The 23,216-nt window shown below is 26.8% G+C and carries 15 protein-coding genes and 1 other RNA gene; 13 read left to right on the forward strand and 3 right to left on the reverse strand.

The genetic code is table 11. The features are described 5' to 3' along the window. The first annotated feature begins 10 nt into the window (after positions 1 to 10). The 13 genes from X274_RS08335 (at position 11) to ssrA (ending at position 22,089) form a co-directional block, all read left to right on the forward strand. On the forward strand, positions 11 to 4,735 hold the full coding sequence (locus X274_RS08335) for a DNA-directed RNA polymerase subunit beta' (protein ID WP_084822704.1): 4,725 nt from the start codon (positions 11 to 13) through the stop codon (positions 4,733 to 4,735). A gap of 442 nt (positions 4,736 to 5,177) precedes the next feature. Beyond that, a complete protein-coding gene (locus tag X274_RS08340; protein WP_047266367.1) occupies positions 5,178 to 6,254 on the forward strand; it encodes a CheR family methyltransferase in 1,077 nt (358 codons plus the stop codon). Next, positions 6,224 to 6,997, forward strand: a complete 774-nt coding sequence (locus X274_RS08345) for a hypothetical protein (protein ID WP_047266368.1) — start codon at positions 6,224 to 6,226, stop codon at positions 6,995 to 6,997. The genes X274_RS08340 and X274_RS08345 overlap by 31 nt, the downstream gene beginning before the upstream one ends. A gap of 4 nt (positions 6,998 to 7,001) precedes the next feature. Further along, positions 7,002 to 8,762 carry an ATP-binding response regulator gene (locus X274_RS08350; protein WP_047266369.1) on the forward strand — a complete coding sequence of 587 codons (1,761 nt, stop codon included), beginning with the start codon at positions 7,002 to 7,004 and terminating at the stop codon, positions 8,760 to 8,762. Further along, positions 8,749 to 9,306: a chemotaxis protein CheB gene (locus X274_RS08355; RefSeq protein WP_047266370.1), complete on the forward strand. Its 558-nt coding sequence runs from the start codon at positions 8,749 to 8,751 to the stop codon at positions 9,304 to 9,306. The genes X274_RS08350 and X274_RS08355 overlap by 14 nt, the downstream gene beginning before the upstream one ends. After that, complete coding sequence (locus X274_RS08360; RefSeq protein WP_047266371.1) at positions 9,303 to 10,718, forward strand: GGDEF domain-containing response regulator; 1,416 nt, start codon at positions 9,303 to 9,305, stop codon at positions 10,716 to 10,718. Before X274_RS08355 ends, X274_RS08360 begins: the two co-directional genes overlap by 4 nt. Next, complete coding sequence (locus tag X274_RS08365; RefSeq protein WP_047266372.1) at positions 10,715 to 12,010, forward strand: methyl-accepting chemotaxis protein; 1,296 nt, start codon at positions 10,715 to 10,717, stop codon at positions 12,008 to 12,010. The genes X274_RS08360 and X274_RS08365 overlap by 4 nt, the downstream gene beginning before the upstream one ends. A 57-nt stretch (positions 12,011 to 12,067) precedes the next feature. After that, the gene (gnd, locus tag X274_RS08370) at positions 12,068 to 13,045 is read left to right on the forward strand and encodes a phosphogluconate dehydrogenase (NAD(+)-dependent, decarboxylating) (RefSeq protein ID WP_084822705.1); all 978 of its coding nucleotides are present in this window, start codon (positions 12,068 to 12,070) and stop codon (positions 13,043 to 13,045) included. Between the two features lie 4 nt (positions 13,046 to 13,049). Further along, complete coding sequence (gene zwf / locus X274_RS08375; protein WP_047266387.1) at positions 13,050 to 14,567, forward strand: glucose-6-phosphate dehydrogenase; 1,518 nt, start codon at positions 13,050 to 13,052, stop codon at positions 14,565 to 14,567. Further along, positions 14,564 to 15,253 (forward strand): 6-phosphogluconolactonase, encoded by a 690-nt coding sequence (gene pgl, locus X274_RS08380; RefSeq protein ID WP_197073344.1) that lies wholly within the window; start codon positions 14,564 to 14,566, stop codon positions 15,251 to 15,253. Before zwf ends, pgl begins: the two co-directional genes overlap by 4 nt. A gap of 49 nt (positions 15,254 to 15,302) precedes the next feature. Next, a complete protein-coding gene (locus X274_RS08385; protein WP_047266373.1) occupies positions 15,303 to 20,375 on the forward strand; it encodes a fibronectin type III domain-containing protein in 5,073 nt (1,690 codons plus the stop codon). Positions 20,376 to 20,384: 9 nt separating this feature from the next. Beyond that, the gene (locus X274_RS08390; RefSeq protein ID WP_047266374.1) at positions 20,385 to 21,656 is read left to right on the forward strand and encodes a hypothetical protein; all 1,272 of its coding nucleotides are present in this window, start codon (positions 20,385 to 20,387) and stop codon (positions 21,654 to 21,656) included. 71 nt (positions 21,657 to 21,727) lie between these two features. After that, positions 21,728 to 22,089: a transfer-messenger RNA gene (ssrA, locus tag X274_RS11845) on the forward strand. 84 nt (positions 22,090 to 22,173) lie between these two features. On the opposite strand, the gene X274_RS08395 is transcribed toward ssrA, so the two are convergent. The 3 genes from X274_RS08395 to X274_RS12035 all read right to left on the reverse strand — a co-directional run bounded on the left by X274_RS08395 (position 22,174) and on the right by X274_RS12035 (position 23,147). After that, positions 22,174 to 22,413, reverse strand: a complete 240-nt coding sequence (locus X274_RS08395; protein WP_047266375.1) for a transposase — start codon at positions 22,411 to 22,413, stop codon at positions 22,174 to 22,176. Between the two features lie 49 nt (positions 22,414 to 22,462). Next, positions 22,463 to 22,591, reverse strand: a complete 129-nt coding sequence (locus X274_RS12300; protein ID WP_255350152.1) for a hypothetical protein — start codon at positions 22,589 to 22,591, stop codon at positions 22,463 to 22,465. A gap of 400 nt (positions 22,592 to 22,991) precedes the next feature. Further along, positions 22,992 to 23,147: a hypothetical protein gene (locus X274_RS12035; RefSeq protein WP_156166179.1), complete on the reverse strand. Its 156-nt coding sequence runs from the start codon at positions 23,145 to 23,147 to the stop codon at positions 22,992 to 22,994. Positions 23,148 to 23,216: the final 69 nt, after the last annotated feature.

The following is a 23,216-nucleotide window of genomic DNA, read 5'->3' on the forward strand; positions in this document are numbered from 1 at the left end:
AGGGTAAAGCATGGGTAAAATGACATCATCATTTAAAAGGAAAATTGCAAAGATTAAAGTGGGAATAGCTTCTCCAGAAAGAATTAGAGAATGGTCAAGTGGAGAAGTAAAAAAACCGGAAACTATTAATCACAGAACATTTAAACCAGAAAGAGACGGCCTTTTTTGTGAAAAGATTTTTGGTCCTGTAAAGGATTATGAATGTACCTGTGGAAGATACAAAGGAAAAAAATATGAAGGAACAGTATGTGAAAGATGTGGGGTAAAAGTAGAATCAAAAGAGTCAAGAAGAAGAAAAATGGGGCATATTGAATTAGCTGCTCCTGTAGTACATATATGGTTTTTAAAATCATCACCTTCTATTTTATCCATACTTTTGAATATATCTGTAAAAGAACTCGAAAACATCATATATTATGGTTCAAAAAGGGTTGTAGAAAAAATCTGGTTAATAACAGATCCAAAAGATTCTGATATGTTCGATTATGGAGATATGCTCCATAATACAGAATATGAAATATTTAAAGAAAAAATGGATTTTGAAGTTGAACAGGCTGTTAAAGTGCTTCATATTAAGGAAAAACCTATTGCCAGAAGAAGTGGTGTTGTAAGTATAGAAACAGAAATGACGCAGGCAAAACATGAAGTAACCTGGATAAAAATTAAAGATGAAAATGGCGTAGAAGAAAAATGGCCTATTTTTGAAGGTTCTACATTATTTGTAGAAGATGGTGATGAAATAGAAGAAGGAACACAATTGGCCGATACATTTTTATATGAGGAAGAAATATTAACTGCAAGTGAATATTTAATTTTTGAACAATTCTATCCATCATCAATAGAAATTGAAAGGGATATAGAAAGAGATACACCAATATTGGTTATTACAGAAATAGATCCTGAAATTGAAAAAGAAATTGGAAAAGGTGTTGGAAATACATTATTACAGGAAGAATATGAAGCATATAAGGAATTATATGATGATAAAATTATTGCTGATTATGGTGGAGAAGCAATAAAAAAATTATTAAGAAATATAGATTTACATTCTTTAAAAATACAATTAGAAGCTGAATTAGCTAAATTAGATAAAAAAAGTGCTAAAGCATTGAAATTAATTAAGAGGTTAAAAGTAGTAAAAGATTTTCTGAAATCAGGGAATAAACCAGAATGGATGATTATTGAAGCATTACCAGTTGTTCCTCCAGATATCAGACCATTAATTCAGATAGATGGTGGAAGATTTGCAGCAACAGATTTAAATGATTTATATAGAAGAGTAATCAACAGAAATAATAGACTTCAAAAATTATTTGAAATTGAAGCACCGGAAATTATTATAAGAAATGAAAAAAGAATCTTACAGCAGGCTGTGGATTCGTTAATATATAACGGTCGTGTTGGAAAGGCCATGACAGATAGAAGTGGAAGGCCATTAAGATCATTAACAGATTTGATTAAAGGTAAAAAAGGAAGATTTAGAAGAAATCTGCTTGGAAAACGTGTTGACTATTCTGGAAGGGCTGTTATTGTAGTTGGTCCAGAACTTAAAATCCATGAATGTGGTCTTCCGAAAAAAATGGCAATGGAATTATTTAAACCATTTGTATTGAATAAATTATTAAAAGATTCAAATGCATCAAGTAAAAATGCCAGAAAATTAAAGAAAACAATTATAGAAAAAGAAATGCCAGAAGCATGGGAAATGCTTGAAGAGGTTATAAAAGGGCATCCCGTAATGTTAAACAGGGCACCAACATTGCATAGAATATCAATTCAAGCATTTATTCCAAAATTAATTGAAGGTAATTCAATACAATTACATCCACTGGTATGTCCTCCATTTAATGCAGACTTTGATGGAGACCAGATGGCTGTGCATGTTCCATTATCCAATATAGCTCAGGCAGAAGCAAAATTCTTAATGTTATCAAGATATAACATAATATCTCCAGCAAATGGAAAGCCAATATCAATGCCTGGTAAAGACATGATAGCAGGAGTATATTATTTAACAACAGTTGATAAAAAGTATTTTGATTCAAAGAAGATTCCTTCAACTCCAAAGGAAATATCAAATAAAAATACCATAAAATATATTTTTGCTGATGAGTTTCAGGCATTTTATGTTCATGAATATGAAAAAATAACAAAACATGAAATAATTGTTGAAAATAATGAATTAAAATGGTCAAAACCGACATTAATACTTCATGAACCTATTGGATTATATTATAATGATAAACTAATAAAAACTACAGTGGGAAGATTAATATTTAAAGAAATACTTCCAGAAAAAATAGGAAGATTTAATCCAGATTTCAATAAAATATACAAAAAGAAAGAAATAAAAAATCTAATATTCGACACATTTAAATATCATGGAATAGATAGAACAGCCGATCTATTAGACGATATCAAATTTTTAGGATTTCATTATGCAACAATATCGGGATTAACTATATCTGTTAGAGATATTGTTGAACCTAAAGAAAGAATAGAAATAATAAAGAAATCAGAAGAAACTGTTATGGAAATAGAAAAATATTATGAAGAAGGATATTTAACAGATGAGCAAAGATATAAAGAAGTTGTTAGAGTGTGGGAAAAGACTATAGCAGCAGTTACAGAAGTTACAAGTAAGGAATTCAAAAAATATCCATTTAATCCTGTATGGATGATGGTTGACTCTGGAGCAAGAGGTAATATAGACCAATTAAAACAACTTGCAGGTATGAGAGGACTTATGGCAGATCCATCAGGTAAGGTTATTGAGTTACCAATTAAGTCAAACTTTAGAAATGGTTTATCTGAGCTGGAATTCTTTATCTCAACACATGGTGCCAGAAAAGGTTCTGCCGACACAGCGCTAAGAACATCAACAGCGGGATACTTAACTCGAAGACTTGTAGATGTTGCTCAATCTATTACAGTAACAGAGCCAGACTGTGGTACGGAAAAAGGCATAGAAGCAAGAGAATTAATAGCAGATGGTTTAAGAATAGAAAAATTAGCTGACTATTTATTCGGTAGAGTTTTGGCATCAGATGTGCTTGATCCAAAAACAGATGAAATCATAATTAATCCAGCAACAGGTAAGAAATATGTAAAAGACGTAATGCTCGATGAAGAAGATGCTGAATTTTTAGCAACATATAAGACAAATATACCTGTTGTAGAGACAAAAGAAAAAGTAAAATTAAACAATATAAATATGTATTTATACAATGTATTAAATGAGGATGTATTAGTTGATGGAGAATTATTATTCTCAAAAGGAACAGAAATAGATACAGATGTAATTAAATCCCTAAAACAACATAATATAAAAGTAGTAAATATAAAAGAATATAAAGCTGTAAATTTTGTTTTTGTTGGAGAAAATTTAAAAATTGAAGATGAAAATGGGAAATTAATAACGCTTGCGAATTATCAAGAAAAAATTGATTCAGATACTGCAAAGAAATTAGAAAAATATAATGTTGAAAAAATTGAAGTTAGGCCTTCAATATATGTAAGATCAATATTAACCTGTGAATCTGAACATGGTGTATGTGCGAAATGTTATGGTATGGATTTATCAAATCATAAAATAGTAAACATTGGAGAATCAGTAGGTATAATTGCAGCACAATCAATTGGAGAGCCTGGAACCCAATTAACCATGAGAACTTTCCATACAGGTGGTATTGCTACAGCAGGAGATATTACTCAGGGTCTTCCAAGAGCAGAGGAATTATTTGAAGCAAGAAAGAATTTAAAAGGTCCAGAAGCAGAATTTTCAACAGTAAAAGGTATAGTTAGAAAAATTGACAGGGATGAAAAAGGAAGATTAGTATTTATCGTTGAAGATTTTAAAGGTGAATTATATACATATATAGCAGATCCAAAGGTTAAACCTACTGTATCCGTTGGCGATAAGGTTGAACCAGGATATAGATTGACATCTGGTAATATAAAACCAAGAAGATTACTTGAAGAACTTGGCGCTGAAGTAACCTTTGATTACTTATTAAAAGAAATTAAAAAGATTTATGCCGAACAAGGTGTTGAAATTCATGACAAACATTTTGAAATAATTATAGAACAAATGTTCAATAAAGTTGAAATAACATATGCTGGAGATACAGAATTTATGCCGAAAGATCTTGTAAATATCAAATCAGTAGAAAGAATAAATAGAAAAATTTATGAAGAAAATAAAAAGATTGAAGAAAATAGACAGGAAGTATTGGGTAAAAAATTATCAGAAAAGATTTCTGTGAAAATAGATGAAGGAAATGAAATAATTGGTGATGTTGGTGATGAAATAAATGAAGAATTATTAAACAGAATTGTTGATATGGGAATAAAAGAAATTGAAGTATTTAAAACAGAACCACAATTGCTTGAAACTGAAGATGGGGAAATTAAATTGGTTGGAGAAAAGAAAGTATACTTAATCAATCCAAAAGAGCCAGCAAGATATGAAAGAAAATTATTGAGAATTACAAAATCATCACTTGAAAGAGAAGGATGGCTGGGAGCAGCATCATTCCAACAAACAGTTCAGGTATTAACAGAAGCGGCTTTAGAAGGAAAAGAAGATTATCTATTAGGATTAAAAGAAAATGTTATTGTTGGTCAGCCAATACCAGCTGGAACAGGATTAAAAGCCTTCTTAGAATCAGAAATATCGATATTTGAATTACCTACATATCCAACAGAAGATACGCAGGAAAGTGCTGCATCATAAATAAATATATATATAAATAACCCCCTTGAAGGGGGTTATTATTTTTTTGATTTCAACTATAACAATGTATATTTTAGCGATGATTAAATTAAAATTAAAAATCTGGTATAATTAAATATATAGACCGTCTAAAAAGTTTCAAATGAAACGAAGACTCGAAGATTGCCCTTACACGCTTACAGCGGGTAATTGGAAAAAATAATTTTTATTATATAATTATAAATCCATTTCCCTTAGATTTTTTATACCTAAAAAATCTAAGCGTAAATGAAAGCCGTCAAAATTACATGGATGTAATTTTGAGCGAAACAACACAGGATGTATTGTTTGAGCGACGGCTGAGAATGAATAATTTTAAGGATTAGTAATCAAGCTGTCTGAGTGAATTTGACTTTTTAGACATTCTAAAAATATATAAATATGTATATTTAGGGGGAAGGTTATGAAAGATGGATATATAAAACAAGTTTTAGCTAAGTATGGTCTTGAATATAAAAAAGGGGATATAGTTGAGAAAAAGGATTATGATAGAACAAGCCTCTCAGAGGATAAAATATTGGAAAAATATACAATAGGAGAATCGTTTTTTTTTAGAGATAAAGAGTTGTGGAACTTTTTAAAAGGGTATTTTGAAAAAAAAGAATTCTGGAAAATTTTAAGCCTTGGATGTTCGAGAGGAGAAGAAGTATATAATTTTTCTTTTATATTAAATGAAAAAGGGAAAAAATATCAAATTATAGGGATAGACGCTTCAAAAAAAAGAATTGCCGAGGCAAGGCAAGGTATTTATAAATTTTGGAGTGTTAGATTTATGAATGAAAAAGATAAAATAAAATTTTTTAATAAAGAAAAAGAAATTTATTATGTAAAACCAGAATTCAAAAAAAATGTTGAATTTAAAAAGGAGAATATTTTAGAATATTTAAATTCAACGAAAGAGAAATATGACATAATAACTATAAGACGTGTTTTAATATATTTTTCAAATGAAAAAATAAAATATATATTAAATAGAATATATGAATTTTTGGATAATGAAGGAATTCTCATTTTGGGTAATGGAGAGTTTTATCCAGAAATGATGGAATTATATAAAATTTTTTATAATAAAAATTTTACTGTATGGATGAAAAAGACAGATAAAAATTTAGCAGATAATAAAAAAAATTTTCTTGATTATTATGAAAAAAAGGGGAAAAAACTTTTAAAAAAGAATAATAAAGAAAGGTTTTATAAAAAAAGTTTTTATAAAAATAATTCAAAGAAATTTACTGAGAATATAGATAAAGAAAATTATATTGAAATAATTAAAGATTTAATAAATAAAAAAGAATATATGTATGCATATCAATTAATATCAAATATATCAGAAGAATCTATTGATCCTTTAATATTTAAGTATAAAGTTATATTGGAAATAGAACTTAATCTCAATGCAAAAAACACTATTGAAAAAGCATTATTTTTAAATCCGAATGATGAAGAATTATGGAATATAAAAAAGATAATAGATGGGTGAATGATATGGAATTTTATATATGTGAGTTAGAAACTAAAGACAAAGATAAATTTTACATTGCTTTGGAAGATAATATAAAAGGAATATCAAATGAATATATAAAGAAAAATTTAAACAGTAATTTTTTGGGATATGCAAAATATAATAATTACTTGTATCCAGTAGTTACAATTCCGCTGGATATGGAATTTTATTTGAATTATTTTCTAATTTACGACACATATGCATTCGGTGTTACAGCCGTTCTGAACAAAATAAAGATTGAAAACTTTGAAAAATTCAATGATAAGATGTTTGAGTTATATCCAGAATTAAATATATACACAGGATATATAACATATGAAGATAGTACAATATTTATATTTAATATGGAAAATATAAAAAAAAAGATGCCTAATCGTATAATCGTAAAGGAAAAAAAAGAAAAGAAAAAAATAAAACAGAAAAAAACCATTTATTTTTTAATAGACAATAAATTTGTTATAAAGAATGAAGATGTTATAACTATAATAAATAAAAATAATTTTTGTTATTTTAGATTTGATGATTATATAGGATTTATAGAATATAAAAATCAAGTTTATCCTGTTAAAGAAATTGATGATAAAGGTAATTGGATATTATTGATAAAAGATAAAGGATATTTATTTAAAAGAATAAATCAAATTTATGGAAAAGTAATAGAAGATACAGAGAAACAATTTTTTAAATCAAATAATTTAATTTTACCTATTTTGGAGTGAAAATATGGAATTTTTGAATATATTTTTAGATGAAATGAATGAAAACTTGAATAAAGCAATCGACTTATTAAAGGAATATCTTGAGACAAGAAACCCTTTGATAATAAAAAAATTACATAGAATTTATCATACTTTAAAAGGGTCTGCAGGGTTAGTAGGAATGCATAATTTTGGTAAATTTATGCATGAGCTTGAGTCTGCTTTCAAAGAAAAATTAAATGATGTTTTAGATGAAAAATTTGTGGCTAGAGTTATAAAAATATCAAATGAATTAATGAATAAAAGAAGCGATTTAACGGAAAAGGAAATATCTTATTATAAAAATATATTATTAAATGAAGAATTAATAGAAGGAACAATGGCTTATTTAAATCAAGAAAATATATCAATTGAAGAAATGGAAAAGTTTTATAGTATTTTATTGAAAGCAGAAAACGATATTTTGAATAATAGAGTAAATTCTGCTCTTAAAAATATAAAAAATTTAAGAATTCAATTACAAAAAACAATAGAAAACGAACAATTTGTATTATTAAAGGATATTATAAAAAGTTTTGAAAACTTAATATTTCAAGAAGCAATTTTTAATAATAAGAAGGTTAATTTTATTATTGATGTAGAGAATATAAAAATTGAAAAAGAAGATGCTAATCTAATAAAAAATATTTTGATTCATATTGTAAAAAATAGTATTGCTCATGGGATTGAAGATCCAGAATACAGAAAAAAAGTTGGTAAAGATGAAAAAGGAAATTTAAAAATAAAAAGTTATATAAAGAATAATATGATATATCTTGAGGTTTCCGATGATGGATACGGTTTAAACATTGAAGCAATAAAAAATAAAGCTAAACAATTGGGATATGATTCTGTGAACCCTCTTGATGTAATTTTTTATCCGGGTTTTTCTATTAAAGAGAAAGTTGATCAATCTTCTGGTAGAGGAGTTGGATTGGATGCAGTTAAAGCCTTTGCAGAATTTAAGGGTGGCGATGTAAAAGTTGAAACAGAAAAAGGAAAAGGAACAAAATTTATTGTTAAATTTAAAGCCAAAGCCACTTCAAAAAAAGTTTTGGTTTTAAATCGAGATAACAATATATTCTCAATTAGTTCAGATGACATTATTAAATTAATTAATAAACCGGAAGTTATTGATAATAAAATAAATTATAACAATCAGCTTTTTGAAATAATTGATTTTGGAAAAAATAATATAAATTTTTGTGTTATATGCAAAAATAATGTAGCCGTAATTTATGATGAAATAAAGGGATATTTTGAAACGCGTATAGTTCCATCTGAAGATAAAAGATTTTTGGGATTTGCAAAAAGTATATTTACATATCCAATTCCTATAATATCTATAAAAAATATCCCTAAAAATAACAACATAAAAGGAAGAAAAAAGAAAAGAGTGTTGATATTAGATGATTCAATAGTTTCCAGATATGTTATTTCAAAACTTATAAAAAGTTCAGGATATGACATTATTGAATCATCTTGTGGTAAAGAAGCACTTGATAAGAAGGATTATGATGCCGCCATAGTTGATGTTGAGTTGCCTGATATAAGTGGGTATGAAGTTGTAAAATTTATAAAGGAAAAAAATCCAGATATACCAGTTATTATTTTAAGCACTAAATCAGATCCAGAAGAAATTAAAAAAGGTTTAAGTTATGGTGCAAATGCTTATGTTTTAAAAGGAGATAAAATAGAAAAAATTATAATATTATTAAAAAAATTTTTGGGGGATGATAACAATTAAAGTTATAATAGGTGCATCTGCTGGGGGGCCAGCTGCATTAAAGACGCTTTTTTCATTTGAAGAAAAATTGAAATATCCTATTATATTAGCAATGCATAATCTTGATAATCAAACATCTAATTTTAAAGATTATCTTGAAAATATTTCAAAGCAGAAAGTTAATATTGTTAAAGGTTTTACAGAATTAAAAAGTGGAATTTATATTCCCGAAGGAGGCAAAGATATAATTTTTTCTTCCAAAAGGGTAGTTTCAGTTATTAAAAATACCGGTCCAGTGTCTCCATCGATAAATAAATTATTTGATTCATTATATCCATATATTGATAAAAATACATATATATTTTTATTAGGTGGGTTAGGAAATGATGGGGTAAAAGGACTAAAAAAAATTGAAAATAGCAAAGCAAAAATTTATATTCAAAACGATGCTCAATTTCCATATATGACAGAAAGAGCAATTCAAAGCTTAACAAAATATTTTGAAAGAAGTATAAAAGAATTAAATAGAATTTTAATTGATTTGAATAGAGGCGATTTTATATGAGAAAGATATTAGTTATAGACGATAGTAAATCTTGGAGAGAATATCTCAAGGACAATTTAACTAAAATGGGATATGATGTTTCTGTTGCAGAAAATGGTTTTGAAGGAATTAACCTCTTTTTTAAAATACTTCCTGATGTTGTGATTTCAGATTATATTATGCCTCAAATGAATGGTATCCATTTTTGTAGATTTATACGAAGTTATGATGCTTTTTCAAGGGTGGGGATAATAATATTAACGGGTGCTGAAGATTCAATAAATGAATTTTGGGCTAAAAAAAGTGGAGCTGATTTATTTGTAAAAAAAGATAAATCACCAGAAAATATATTGGAAAGTATAGTCGAATTTTTAGAAAGTAATAAATTTACAATTGAATGGAGCAGAGAATTTTATAAGTTTAGAAAAAATCCTTTTAGTGAATTAGTTGATATATTAGAAGAAACATTGAAAATAGAAATTATAAAATCTTCAATACTTGATCTTATAAGTAACATATACGATGAAGAATATATTATGATTAAATTAAAGGATTTGCTTAAAGAATTTTTTAAATTTGAAAATTTAAATATAATGATATTGTCTCATGTTATTGGAAGAGTCTATGCTTTTTCTAATAATAAGAAATTTCAGTGTAAAAAAATTAAAAAATTATTATATGAAAAACTGTTAAATCCTACCACACCTTCAGAATGGATTTTTAAAGGAGATTTTTGTGATAAAGGTAAAAATGAAACAATATTATTAGAAAATTCTATATTTTTTAACCTAAAAAGCGGAAATACAGATCTTGGGGTAATATCTTTTAGCAATTTTGAAAATAAAAACACCATAGCATATTATATGAATTTTATGTTAGAACCACTAACTACCTTATTTAAAGCATTAAATAATTATATGGATTATAAAGTATCCTCTGAGAGGGATAGTCTTACAGGATTATATAATAAACGAAAAATTACAGAAAAATTAAGAGAATTAATTATATTATTCAAAAGAAAAAAGTATGATCTTTCAGTTGCAATTCTTGATATTGATGGATTTAAACAAATAAATGATGAATTTGGACATATCACAGGAGATAAAGTCTTGATAAAATTATCTCAAATAATGCAGGATGAATTGAGAGAAAATGATTTTATAGGGAGATTTGGAGGGGAAGAGTTTTTGATTTTATTACCTGAAACTGAGTGTATTAAAGCTAAAAAAGTATTGGAAAGACTTTTGAAAAAAGTATCTGAATATAATTGGGAAATGTTAGGAATAAATAAGAAAATAACTTTTAGTGCGGGAGTGTTTTGTGACTATAAAAAAAGAAATGTTACCTATATTATTAATAAAGCTGATGAATTAATGTATATGGCAAAAAAATTGGGAAAAAATAGAATAATTAGTAAGGAGGATTTATTATGAAGGTTAATTTAAAATATTCACTTATAATTACATTAGTATTTGGATTATCTTTTATCTCTTTCTTTTTTATTGTTTATGAATATTATAAAAACCTTACAGTTGATTTTATTATGAAATCATATGAAAATAATGTTATTAAATTATCTGAGCTTCTTTCAAAATCAATGGCTTCTTTAGAGTCTGATTTTTTTTCTAAAAAATTTATAGATGAAAAAAATGGATATTATTATATCTTGGATGAAAATGGAAATGTTATATATCATACAGATCTAAGTAAAATAGGAATAAACGCAGTTGAAGATACTAAACTTCCAGAATTATATAAATATATAAAAGAAAATAAAAGCGGAATATATAAATATGTTTATGAAAATGAAAAAAGATTTGTGGCGTTTTCATCGTTTGAATTTAATAATTCAACATATTATCTTGCAAACGCTATAACAGAAAAACAACTTTTTTATGATATTAACAAAGTTAAAATGTTTTCTGTTATTCTATTGGTAATTATGATGGTATTTTTGTTTTTTATCTCATATGTAATAGGAAAATTAATTGAAAAGGAATTTAAAAAACAAATTGGTACTATAAAAGAATTTTCAACAAATGTATCTTCTTATATAGCTGAAAATAGTTCTGCTTCCAGTGAAATAGGTGCTGTTGCCCAAAATACACAAAAAAACGTTCAAAAATTGGATGAATTAATACAAAATTTTTCTTCCTCCATAGAGGAAGGAAGAAGTGAATTGGATTTGACCTTATCAAATATGAAGGAATTTTTTTATGATATTCAAAATATGAATGAAAAAACTTTAGAGATATCTAATTTTATAAATAAACTATCAGATCTTAATGATAAAATAAAGGATATTTCAGATACTGTTTCTATTCTATCAATAAATTCTTCCATTGAAACCAGTAAAGAAAATTTGGATCGTGAAGGTATTTCTAAAATTGCAGAATTGATAAATGAATTAGCTTCAGAATCAAGAGAAACATCAAAAAATTCAGAAAAAATTTTAAAAGAGATAGAAAAAAATATTACCACAAATGTTCTCTTATCTGAAAAGACGTCTAAAGAACTGACCAATATTGAGAAATCTCTTGACTCTGTTTCGGAAATAGTACGAGACTTTGAACATACCGTCCAATCTTTATCGAATTTTTCACACTCAACAAAAATTTCTATGAATGAAGTTTTATCTGGAATAAATCAAATGTCAGAAGCTCTTATTGAAATAAAAAATAGCATGGATAAATTGCTTGAAATTGCAAAAAAATTCGAAAAATAATATAACCCGGGGATATCCCGGGTTATATTATAAATATTTTCTGGGAGAGGTGATTTTATGAAAATAGGAATTATAGGATTAGGAAGAATGGGGAAAAATATGGCAAAAAGATTATTGGAGGGTGGACATGAAGTTGTCGTATATAACAGGACAAAAGAAAAAGTAGATGAAATGAAAAAGGAAGGAGCGATAGGTTCATATTCATTAAAAGAATTTATCAACAAACTTGAAAAGCCAAGAATAATATGGTTAATGTTACCAGCAGGAAAGGTTACAGATGAGAATATTAAAGCTTTAATTCCATTATTATCAAAGAATGATATTATTATTGATGGCGCCAATACATATTATAAAGATGATTTGAAAAGAGAAAAAAAATTAAAAGAATATGGAATACATTATATAGATGCTGGAGTATCCGGAGGAATATGGGGGCTTAAAGAAGGATATTGTACTATGATAGGTGGAGAAAAAGAAATTTTTGAATATATCGAACCTATTTTAAAAACTTTGTCACCAGAAGAAGGATATTTGTATTGTGGGCCAACAGGTGCTGGACACTTTGTGAAAATGGTTCATAATGGTGTTGAATATGGATTAATGGAAGCTTATGGTGAAGGATTTGAATTGTTAAAAGCCTCAGAATATGGAGAAAATTTAAACTTACATGATATAGCTCATTTGTGGAATCAGGGAAGTGTGATAAGATCGTGGTTATTAGAGTTATTAGAGAATGCATTTAAAGAAGATAATAGTTTGGCAGAAATACAGGGATATGTTGAAGACTCTGGTGAGGCAAGGTGGACAGTTTTAGAAGCTGTGGAAAAGGGAGTTTCAATCCCTGTTATATCAAATTCATTATTTAAAAGATTTCAATCAAGGCAAAAGGATGTTTTTTCTGATAAAGTTGTAGCTGCACTCAGAAGAGAATTTGGTGGTCATGCAGTTTATAAAAAAAATGAAGAAATAAAGAAGTCTGTTGCCGGTGCAGGAGAAGTAAAAGCTGCTAATCCTGATGAAAAATTTAGAAGGTGATATTATGAGTTTTATAGAAAATAAAATAGAATCATATGTTGAAATATGCGAAGATCCAACTCCTGAACCTGCTGGCATTATAATTTTTGGCGCTTCTGGAGATCTGACATTTAGAAAGTTAATACCATCAATTTTTAATCTTTTCAAAAAAAGAAAATTAAAAAACTTTTATTTATTAGGAGTTGGAAGAAGTAAGTTAACAGATGAGGAATTTAGGGATAAAATTTTAAAAAGATTAAACAATTTAAAATCAGATAAAAATATTATAGAAAAATTTATATTACATACCTATTTTTTATCCGGTAATTATAGCCAGGATAAAATGTATAAAGATTTAAGATCGAAACTTTTAGAATTGGATAAAAAGCATAATACAACAGGAAATCATCTGTTTTATTTTGCAACGCCACCTAATATATATATGCCTATCATTAATTATTTGGGAGAAAATAAACTCACAGTAGAAACACAAGAAAAATATTCCCGTATAATAATTGAAAAGCCATTTGGACATAATCTTGAGTCATCTAAGAAACTTGATTATCAATTACATAATTATTTAAACGAAAAACAAATATATAGAATTGATCATTATCTTGGAAAAGAAACGGTTCAAAATATAATGATGTTGAGATTTGCAAATATTATTTTTGAACCATTATGGAATTATAAATATATAGATAATATTCAGATTACCGTTGCTGAGCAAATTGGTGTTGAAAATAGAGCAGGATATTTTGACCAAACAGGTTTATTAAGAGATATGTTTCAAAATCATATATTACAGTTATTAACGCTTATCACAATGGAACCACCTGCATCTTTGAGTGCAGATATGGTACATGATGAAAAAATAAAGGTTTTGAAATCCATAAGGCCATTTCCAAAAGAAAAATTAAATAATTTTATAATCAGAGGGCAATATATAGAAGGAAAAATAAATAATGAAATGAAAAAATCTTATATTGAAGATATAAAAAAAGAATCTAAAACTGAGACATTTATCGCTGCAAAATTGTATATAGATAACTGGCGCTGGAGTGGTGTCCCATTTTACCTGAGGACAGGAAAAAGGTTAAAAAAGAAAATTACGGAAGTAGCAATTATTTTTAAAGATGTACCTCATTCCATATTTTCTGATTTTTATCCGATAAAAATAGAACCAAATGCATTAATACTGAGAATTCAGCCGGATGAAGGGTTTTCACTTGTAATCCAAGCTAAACAGCCTGGATCTAAAATATGTATTAATACATTAAATATGGAATTTAAATATAAAAATTTTTTTGAATATGAAAAACAGGATGCATATGAAAGATTAATAATAGATGCCCTGCTTGGAGATCAAACATTATATGTTAGAAGTGATGTGATGGAAGAGTCATGGAAGGTTGTTACTCCAATTTTGGAGGTTTGGGAAAAAGACAATGCCACATTATTTTATTATCCATCTGGAACATGGGGGCCAGAAGAAGCAAATAATTTAATTGAAAAAGATGGGAGGAAATGGAGAAAATTATGATATTTGAGTATAATAATTTAAATGATATGAGCTTTGATGCTGCTAAAACTGTATATAATTTTTATACCTATTATATAAAAAAGCAGAATTTTTTTACCTTTGTTTTATCTGGTGGAAATACACCAAAAATTCTATACCAGATATTAGCTTCACAATATTCAGAGAGTATTAATTGGAATAAAGTATATATATTTTTTGGTGATGAAAGATATATTGATATAGATAGTGAATATAGTAATTATAAAATGGCATATAACAATATTCTTTCAATGATTAATATACCTGCTGAAAACATTTATAGGATAAAAACTGAAATTACACCTATTGAAAGATGCGCAGATGAATATGAAAATAGTATAAAAATTTTTTTTAGAGATAAAAGTAAAGATGTATCTTTTGATTTAGTATTATTAGGGTTAGGGGCAGATGGGCATATAGCGTCAATATTTCCAGATATTAAGATTTCAGACGATAAATATATTGATTATGTATTTCCTGAAAAAGCAAACCCAAATATACCAAGAATTACTTTCACTTATAAAAGTATAAACAACAGCAAAAATGTGTTGTTTTTATTATCAGGGGATAGGAAAATAAAAGTATTAAAAGAAGTTTTTAAAGGAAAAGAATATCCTGCTAAGTATATAAAACCAAAAGAAAATTTATTATATTTTATTTCAAAATAAAATTAAGAAATAGAAGACCTCGCGTAGAATAATAAATCGAGGTGATGGAATGAAAAAAAATCTGATATATATCTTTGTGATTTTGATTATTTTTGTTTTAAATTCTTGTATTTTTAAGGCTCCTCCCCCAAAACCCATTTTAGATTACCCAAAGGAAGATGTGTTAAATAATCTTCCTTTGAGTTTTGATATTAGTTGGAATTTAGATTCCAATAATAATTTTGATAATATTAATTTTGAAGTTTATTATGGAAAAGCTAAAACATTGCTAAATAACAAAATATCAACATCAAAAACTTTTGCTAAAATTTCAAATTTAGAACCTGACACAACATATTACTTAAAAATTAGGAGTATAATTGGCAATTCATATGCGGATTCGAAAATATATGAAATAAAAACAACAGATATTCCAAAAATATTTTTCAATATTAATAAAACAACCATTAATCAAAATTATATTAATCTTTCCTGGAGTGCAGAAGATAGAGATGGAATAAAGAAATATTTATTGTATATGTCAGATAATCCTGAATTTAATCCTGAAAATAAAATATTTGAAGGTTTAAATGAAGGCTTTAGAGTAGATGAGTTAAATTATGGGAAAACATATTATTTTAAGTTAATAGCATACGATACAATTGGAGTTAGCAATAAAGAAGTAATTAATATCGAAGTCTCGGATCTTGCTTTTTATGGCTTTTATCCTTCAGATAATTCTTCAAGTATTCCTGTAAATACAATAGAATTAAAATGGAATTATTCAATTGATTCCAAAGAGTTTTTGCTGATTTTTTCTCCAAATAATGATTTATCAGATGATGGAAAATATTACGTTGAGAAGAATATTACAGGAAATACATTTACTTTGAAAAATCTGCCTTCTGGAAGCACATTTTACTGGAAAATTAAGGATGTTAAGAATAATTTTGAAAGCCCAATATTAAAATTCACCACTTCGTATAAACCAGAAATTGAAATAACATATCCTAAAAAGACTCTGGAAACAGAAAATTATGCTGTTGGTGTTCCTGAAAATGCTAAAATAACCTGGGAGTCAACTGATATTGATAATGATCAGCTAACATATCATTTCTTATTAAAAGAAATAGATGAAAATGATGAGTTTATAGATTTTTCAAATGATTTGAAATATGATAAAAAAATTGTAGATAATTATTTCAATGTCAATTTAGAAAAAGGTAAATATTACGCATTAAGAGTGGATGCTGATGATGGTAAAGGAAACTACGTTAAAGGAAAAATAGTAAAATTCAGAACAAATTTAGATCCAATAAAACCATATAATCTATCTCCAAATAATGAAATAAATATTCCAACAAATATAGCAACATTGACATGGGAAAGTTATGATCCGGATGATGGAATATCTTATAATATTTATTTTGGAGAAAATCCAACAATATTGGAAAAATTGGCATCAACAGAAAAAGAGGAATATACTATTCATAATCTTGATTATGGGAAGATATATTATTGGAAGGTTGAGGCAATTGATACCAATAATGCAACATCTATAAGTGATATAGCAACATTTATTACTAATAAAAAACCAATTTTTAACTCAAGCAGTCCAAGTCTAAATGCTGAAAATATAAGTTTAAAACCGACAATAACCTGGAATTTTGAAGATGATAATATCTCTTATTACGAAATATATTTTTCAAAATATTCTGAAAATTTGACTTTACTATCAACAACTTTGGAAAATTCATATACATTTTCTGGATTATTATTTCCAGAAACAAAATACCAATATGAAATAGTTGCTTATGATACAGAAAATGCTTCGAGTAGTAGTGGAATTATAACTTTTTCAACGACTAATAAACCTCAAGTAATTTTAAAAAGTCCAGATGGGAATAACGAGTCATTAAAACCTATATTTAAATGGGATGGAAACGATCCTGATAACGATAAATTAAGTTATATATTAAATATAAAATTATCAGATGATGAAGTCGTTTCATATACTCTTAATTCAACGGAATTTACTTATAATAAATATTTAAAACCAGATACTGAATATTCATGGAGTGTTTTTGTTGAAGACAGTAATTTTGCAACAACAATTTCAGCAACGCAGACATTTAAAACAACCAATTATCCTCAGATAACATTAATTAGCCCTGTTTCTCAAATAGATATGAATTCAACTGTAATATTAAACTGGAGTGCGACAGATCCAGATAATGATGATATTGAATACACAGTTTACCTAAATGATGAACAGGTAGCAACCACGACCAATAATTCTTATGAATTGACGGATTTACTTCCAAAAACAGAATATTTCTGGAAAATATTGGCGAAAGATAGCAATATGGCTACTTCAGTAACATCTCCTGCAACATTTATTACAGGGGATGCTCCAATAGTTGCGCCGAACATAACAAATATTTATGATTATTATGATCCTTCTAAAGAATATACGTTTAATGAACAGAAATATCCAAACAAATTAAAAATAAAATGGAAAAATAGTTTAGATGTATCATACTATAATATATATAAAAAAAGTAAAAATGGTGAAGAAACTATAATAGCAACAAACGTAACAAATAATATTTATGTAATAGAAATTCCAGAAGGTGGGAAATACAATATATACATTAAAGCTTTTAATGATAAGGGCTTTTATTTAAAAGGCCAGGAACTTTTATTAAATATAAATCAACCACCCATTTTACAGGATTATTCTCCGGGCGATAATGCAGAAGGTATTTCATTAAATCCAAAGATAATATGGTATGCAGACGATCCAGATTCTTCAACATATAGTTTATATGTATACTTTGGGAAAAATATTGATAATTTACAAAGTGAATATATTTCAAATGCTCAGGGAACAAATGAATACAATATGAATGCAACACTTGAACCAGGAACTACATATTACTGGAAAATCCGTCTTGAAGATGAAATGAAAGGTTATACAGAAACAAAATTGAGAAAATTTATAACGACATATCAGCCCAAAATAACTCATATAAACATTTCAAATAATGCAACAAATGTTCAGCTTAATCTAAATATTGAATGGGACGCAGAAGATAAAGATGTAAATGATATCTTAAATTATACACTGAAATTATTTAAAGAAAATACTATTATCAAAACAGTTCAAACGTCAAATAATAATTATAATTTTACATTAGATGCAGATTCTAATTATAAAATAAAGATTCAAGTTTCTGATGATAAATTATCATATAGCTCAACAGAAATAATTTTTTCAACCACTAAAAACCCTGTTATATATAATGACTCATTAAGGACTGACCAACAAACTTATGCAAAAAATGGGGATAAGATTTATTGGAATGCATATGATCCAGATGGTGATGAATTAACATATGAAGTATATATTGGTGAATCTTTAAATTCTATGGATCTAATTGAAACAACAACAGAAAAAGAATATGAATTAAGTAATCTCAAAAATAATACTACGTATTATTGGAAAATAGTAGCATATGATAATAAAGGAGGTAAAGCTGAATCTGAGGTTAAACAATTTAAATCAAATGCGTATCCCACATTTGATAATGATAAATTTTATCCATCAAATAATTCTATGGGCGTAGAAAAAAACGTTACTTTAAGCTGGCTGGCAAGCGATAAAGATAATGATACATTAAAATACGATATTTACACTGGAAATAGTCCGGAGAATTTAAATAGGATAATATCAGATTATACATACAACAGTTATAATATAAAGGGACTTGAAAATGGGAAAATTTATTATTGGAAAGTTATTGCAAAAGATTCTTATGGTGGAATAGCAGAATCTAATATAATGAATTTTAAGGTTAATACAAAACCGAAAAAACCCAATATAGAATATACTATATATAATGGACTTGAAGCTTTAATAAACTGGAATTCTGTTGATCCTGAAGGTCAAAATGTTACTTTTGATTTATTGAAATCTAATGATGATAGTAATTATAGTACTGTAGTATATAATACAACTGAAAAAGAATATTTTTCATCAAGACTTATTCCGGATAATACATATTATTGGAAGGTTAGAGCAATAGATGAAAAGGAAGATTATAGCGAATCAACAATTACATTTAGAACATCAAGCATAGACACAAATATTTTTACAATTGAAAAAGGGACCAATTCAACTTTAGATGAAATTATAGATATAAAGGAATTAGGTACAGGAGATTTTACTTTTATTCAGAAAGAAGATAATACATATTATTTATCAAAAATGGATAAAGACGGAACAGAAACAACAAAAGATTCATCTGTAACAATAGATTTCACTCCATACTTTATAGACACTTCTTCGAATATAACATTGTTGGGTATAAATTCTGGAAAAATAGAATTCAGAGAATATGATAATAATTTGAATTTATTAAATTCCACTCCAACAAATGTTGCAGGAGATATTATAAATGATTATATAAAATTATCTGACAATTCTTATATTATTGTTGGGAGCAGTTCTACAGGTGATTTCATAGCAAAGATTGACCCATCAAATGGTTCTACACTGTTGAATACATTAATTTATAGTAAAGCTAAATTAAATTCCGTTATAAATATAATTGATGAAGATGGAAAAGGAAAATATATACTTTCTGGTAGCAAAAATGGATCGGGATATTTAATAAAGCTGGATGAAAATTTCAATGTAGAATCAGAGAAATTGTTATCGGATATAGAGGCTATTTATGATATAAACGATAGTGGAAATGATATAGTACTTGCCGGATTTATAACTAATGATTTAGTTGTAAAAACATATAGTTATAGATTAAATGAAATATTCTCGCCAATATATGAAAATGATTTTATCAATACATTTGTAAAGATATTAAAAACAGAAGATGGATATTTAATAGTATTAAATAGCAATAATGGAAATATTGAAATATTAAGAACAGATTTCAGCTTAAATGTTATAGAAAAACATATCTATGGAAAGGGTAATGATATTGCAAATGGTATAATAAAAACATCAGATGGTGGATATATAATGTTTGGCCAAACAAAATCATTTAATGACAGCGAATATGGTAATTCATATATTATAAAAACAGATTCCAATTTATTAGGTTGGAGTACACCGGAATAGGGGGATAATATGGCAAAAAAAATTTTAATATTATTATCCGTATTATTTATGTCTATTTTTGTTTTTGGAAAATTACATAATATATATATTGGTTATAATTATGATTTTCTATATTATAACCAATCTTTTAAAAGTATAAACGGACATTATTTATATATAGGATATAATTCTGGTAATATACCTTTGAAGATTCAGCTCGGCACGCAGAATAACTTACAATTTAGCGGTTTAATATCAACATTTGCAAAATTAGGAAAATTTTCTTTAGAACCATATTTGAAGTATAATAATGATTTTTCTATAGGGATAATGATAAATTATTCTAATTTTTATTTTAATTACACTCTTAATAAGAATAATAATCAGATTTTTGGTGTGGGGTTAAACATACCAGTTATAAAATTTGGAAAGGATATTGTTTCATATATAGAAAGTCCTGATTATATATATAATATTGCTGGAGAAAAAGTAAATATAAGATTAACAGCAAAAGCTCAAAATGATGTGGCAGAAAATGTAGATATATTTTATTCTATAAATAATAAAGATATCGTATATATTGGAAAAACGAATCAATTTGGTGAAATATATTTAAAATTACCGAAAATTTATGAATCGGGAAAATATAAAATTAATATCTATGCAGGCAATAAAGCGAAAAAAATGAAGACAATTATATTGAAAGTTCAACCATCAAAGGTAACCAATATATCTTTTGATTTTGATAAAAAAAGTATTTTTACAGATAATCAGAATATTCTACATATAAGAAATATTAAAGTATATGACAAATTTTCAAATGAGATAAAAAATTATAAAATAAAATTTATAAAATTTAAGGTTTTAGGAGATTATAAGGAAGTAAAATATTCATATTTGGATAATACGGTAATATTAGAACCTTTTGGCGAAAGTGGATCTTATGATTTATATTATGAGGTAAATGTTAATGGGAAGTATATTAATGGAATAAAAAAAATAGTTGTAAAAAACAATCCTAAAAATATCAGTAATATAAAAATAGATATTGAATATCTTGGAAGAGAAAAAAGTTCAGGGCTATTTAAAATAAAAATACCAGAAATATATTTTTTGAATTCGGAAAAGAAGTATATTAATAGCTTTTTTGTCTATTATAATAATAAAAAAGTGGATATAAAAAATAATATATTTAAAGTACCATTAAATGAAAATTTTCCTCAAAATATAATATTTAAAGTAGATATAAACTATTATAATTATAGCAAAACAATAAAAAAGGTTTTAACTATAACCAATTAAAACTTTTTGGAAAATTTTTTCGTCTAAAAGGTTGAAAATGTTACTTAATTATGTTATAATGAATATCGCCTGGGGACGAAACGGTTTCGACGGGGGTAGAGTAAGTCGGAAAGCGAGCCGTGGAAGACTGTTACCACGTAAAATAATCGGTCAAAAAAGAGAATTGCCGAAGAAAATTACGCTTTAGCTGCTTAATATAAAATAGCAGCCGTCCTTTCAGCTGTTCTGGGTCAAATGGCTGAATAGGACGTCATAATTATGACCCTTACCCAAAAATCTTTCTCCCGGATTTTTGGGGAAATTTTAGGGAGATAGCTTAATCTTATCCTGCCTGTGGGAGAAGATTAAGTAAAAATCAAAACACAGGCTGCGCTCGGAGAAGTCCGGCTTACTCTGCTTTCGGACGCGGGTTCGACTCCCGCCGTCTCCACCAACACATATGAGCGATGGCTTTCTAAGCCTGAAGCTCCGAGGAGCCCCTAAAGGGCTCCTCTTTTTTATTTTTACACAGTTTATATTATACTACCTCAATTTTAGCATTGGTTAATCCTGTTTTTAAATGCATAAGAATACCTTTTATATGTTTATATAAACTCTTAGCAGCTTTTTTCATTTCTGGTATATTTGATTTTAACGCTTTGTCATACCATTTTTTAAAGAATTTTGATGCATATGCTGGCTTTTTATAATCAAATATTTTTTTTAATTCCAGAATTAATGAATATGCTTTTACTGTATCAAGATATTTGTATTCCATTAATTGCTCAAGTTTTTCATTTTGTTTATTTGTTAGATTTTTTGGATTTTTAAGGAACTTCTATTATTTTTATCCTATTTTCTGTTTTTATCCTTGGTACTCTCGCATGTATATATGTTTCATATGGTTCATTTATATTTAGTATTTTTTCAAAAAATATTGGCAATTCATTTATCATTCTGGTTCTCCTCCTTTTTTCTTCCACTACTATAATATCATTTTTTCTTTTTTACCCACTGCTTTTGGAAGATGACCATGTTTTTTCTAAAATAAAAAACCGCTTTTCATCAATGTTTTAGAATTCGATTTTTGTTGTATTTTAATTAATTTTCCTTTTTTAAATTTTTGTTATTTTTTTGTAATGATTTTATATTACGCTTATTTCCACTTTTTTAGATATTCCGTATATCCATTAATACTATTATCCTTTCTGTTTTTCTATTTCGCTTACGTCATGACTGGCTAATATTATCGTTTTCCCTTTTTGCGACAATTCTTCCATTATTTCATATATTTTTATTAAGGTTTAGTTTATTTTTCATCCAAATTAAGAATTAAATCCACATTTTTTACTTATATTAAAAGCCCTGAAAACCTTTTTTACGCGATTTTTTTTCTAAAATTTTGAATGTAATAATTCCGCTTATTAAATATACTATCGATATTATAGTCAATATTATATATTCTGAATTAATCTCTAAAATTGTATTTGTATTCATTAATAAATGTCTCATTAAGTCTAATCCCCAACTAAATGGGAAAAGATAAGAAAAAATTTTTTAAAAATTTGGTAAAACAGTTAT

This window comes from Marinitoga sp. 1155 (genome assembly GCF_001021175.1).
Classification (GTDB): Bacteria; Thermotogota; Thermotogae; order Petrotogales; family Petrotogaceae; genus Marinitoga.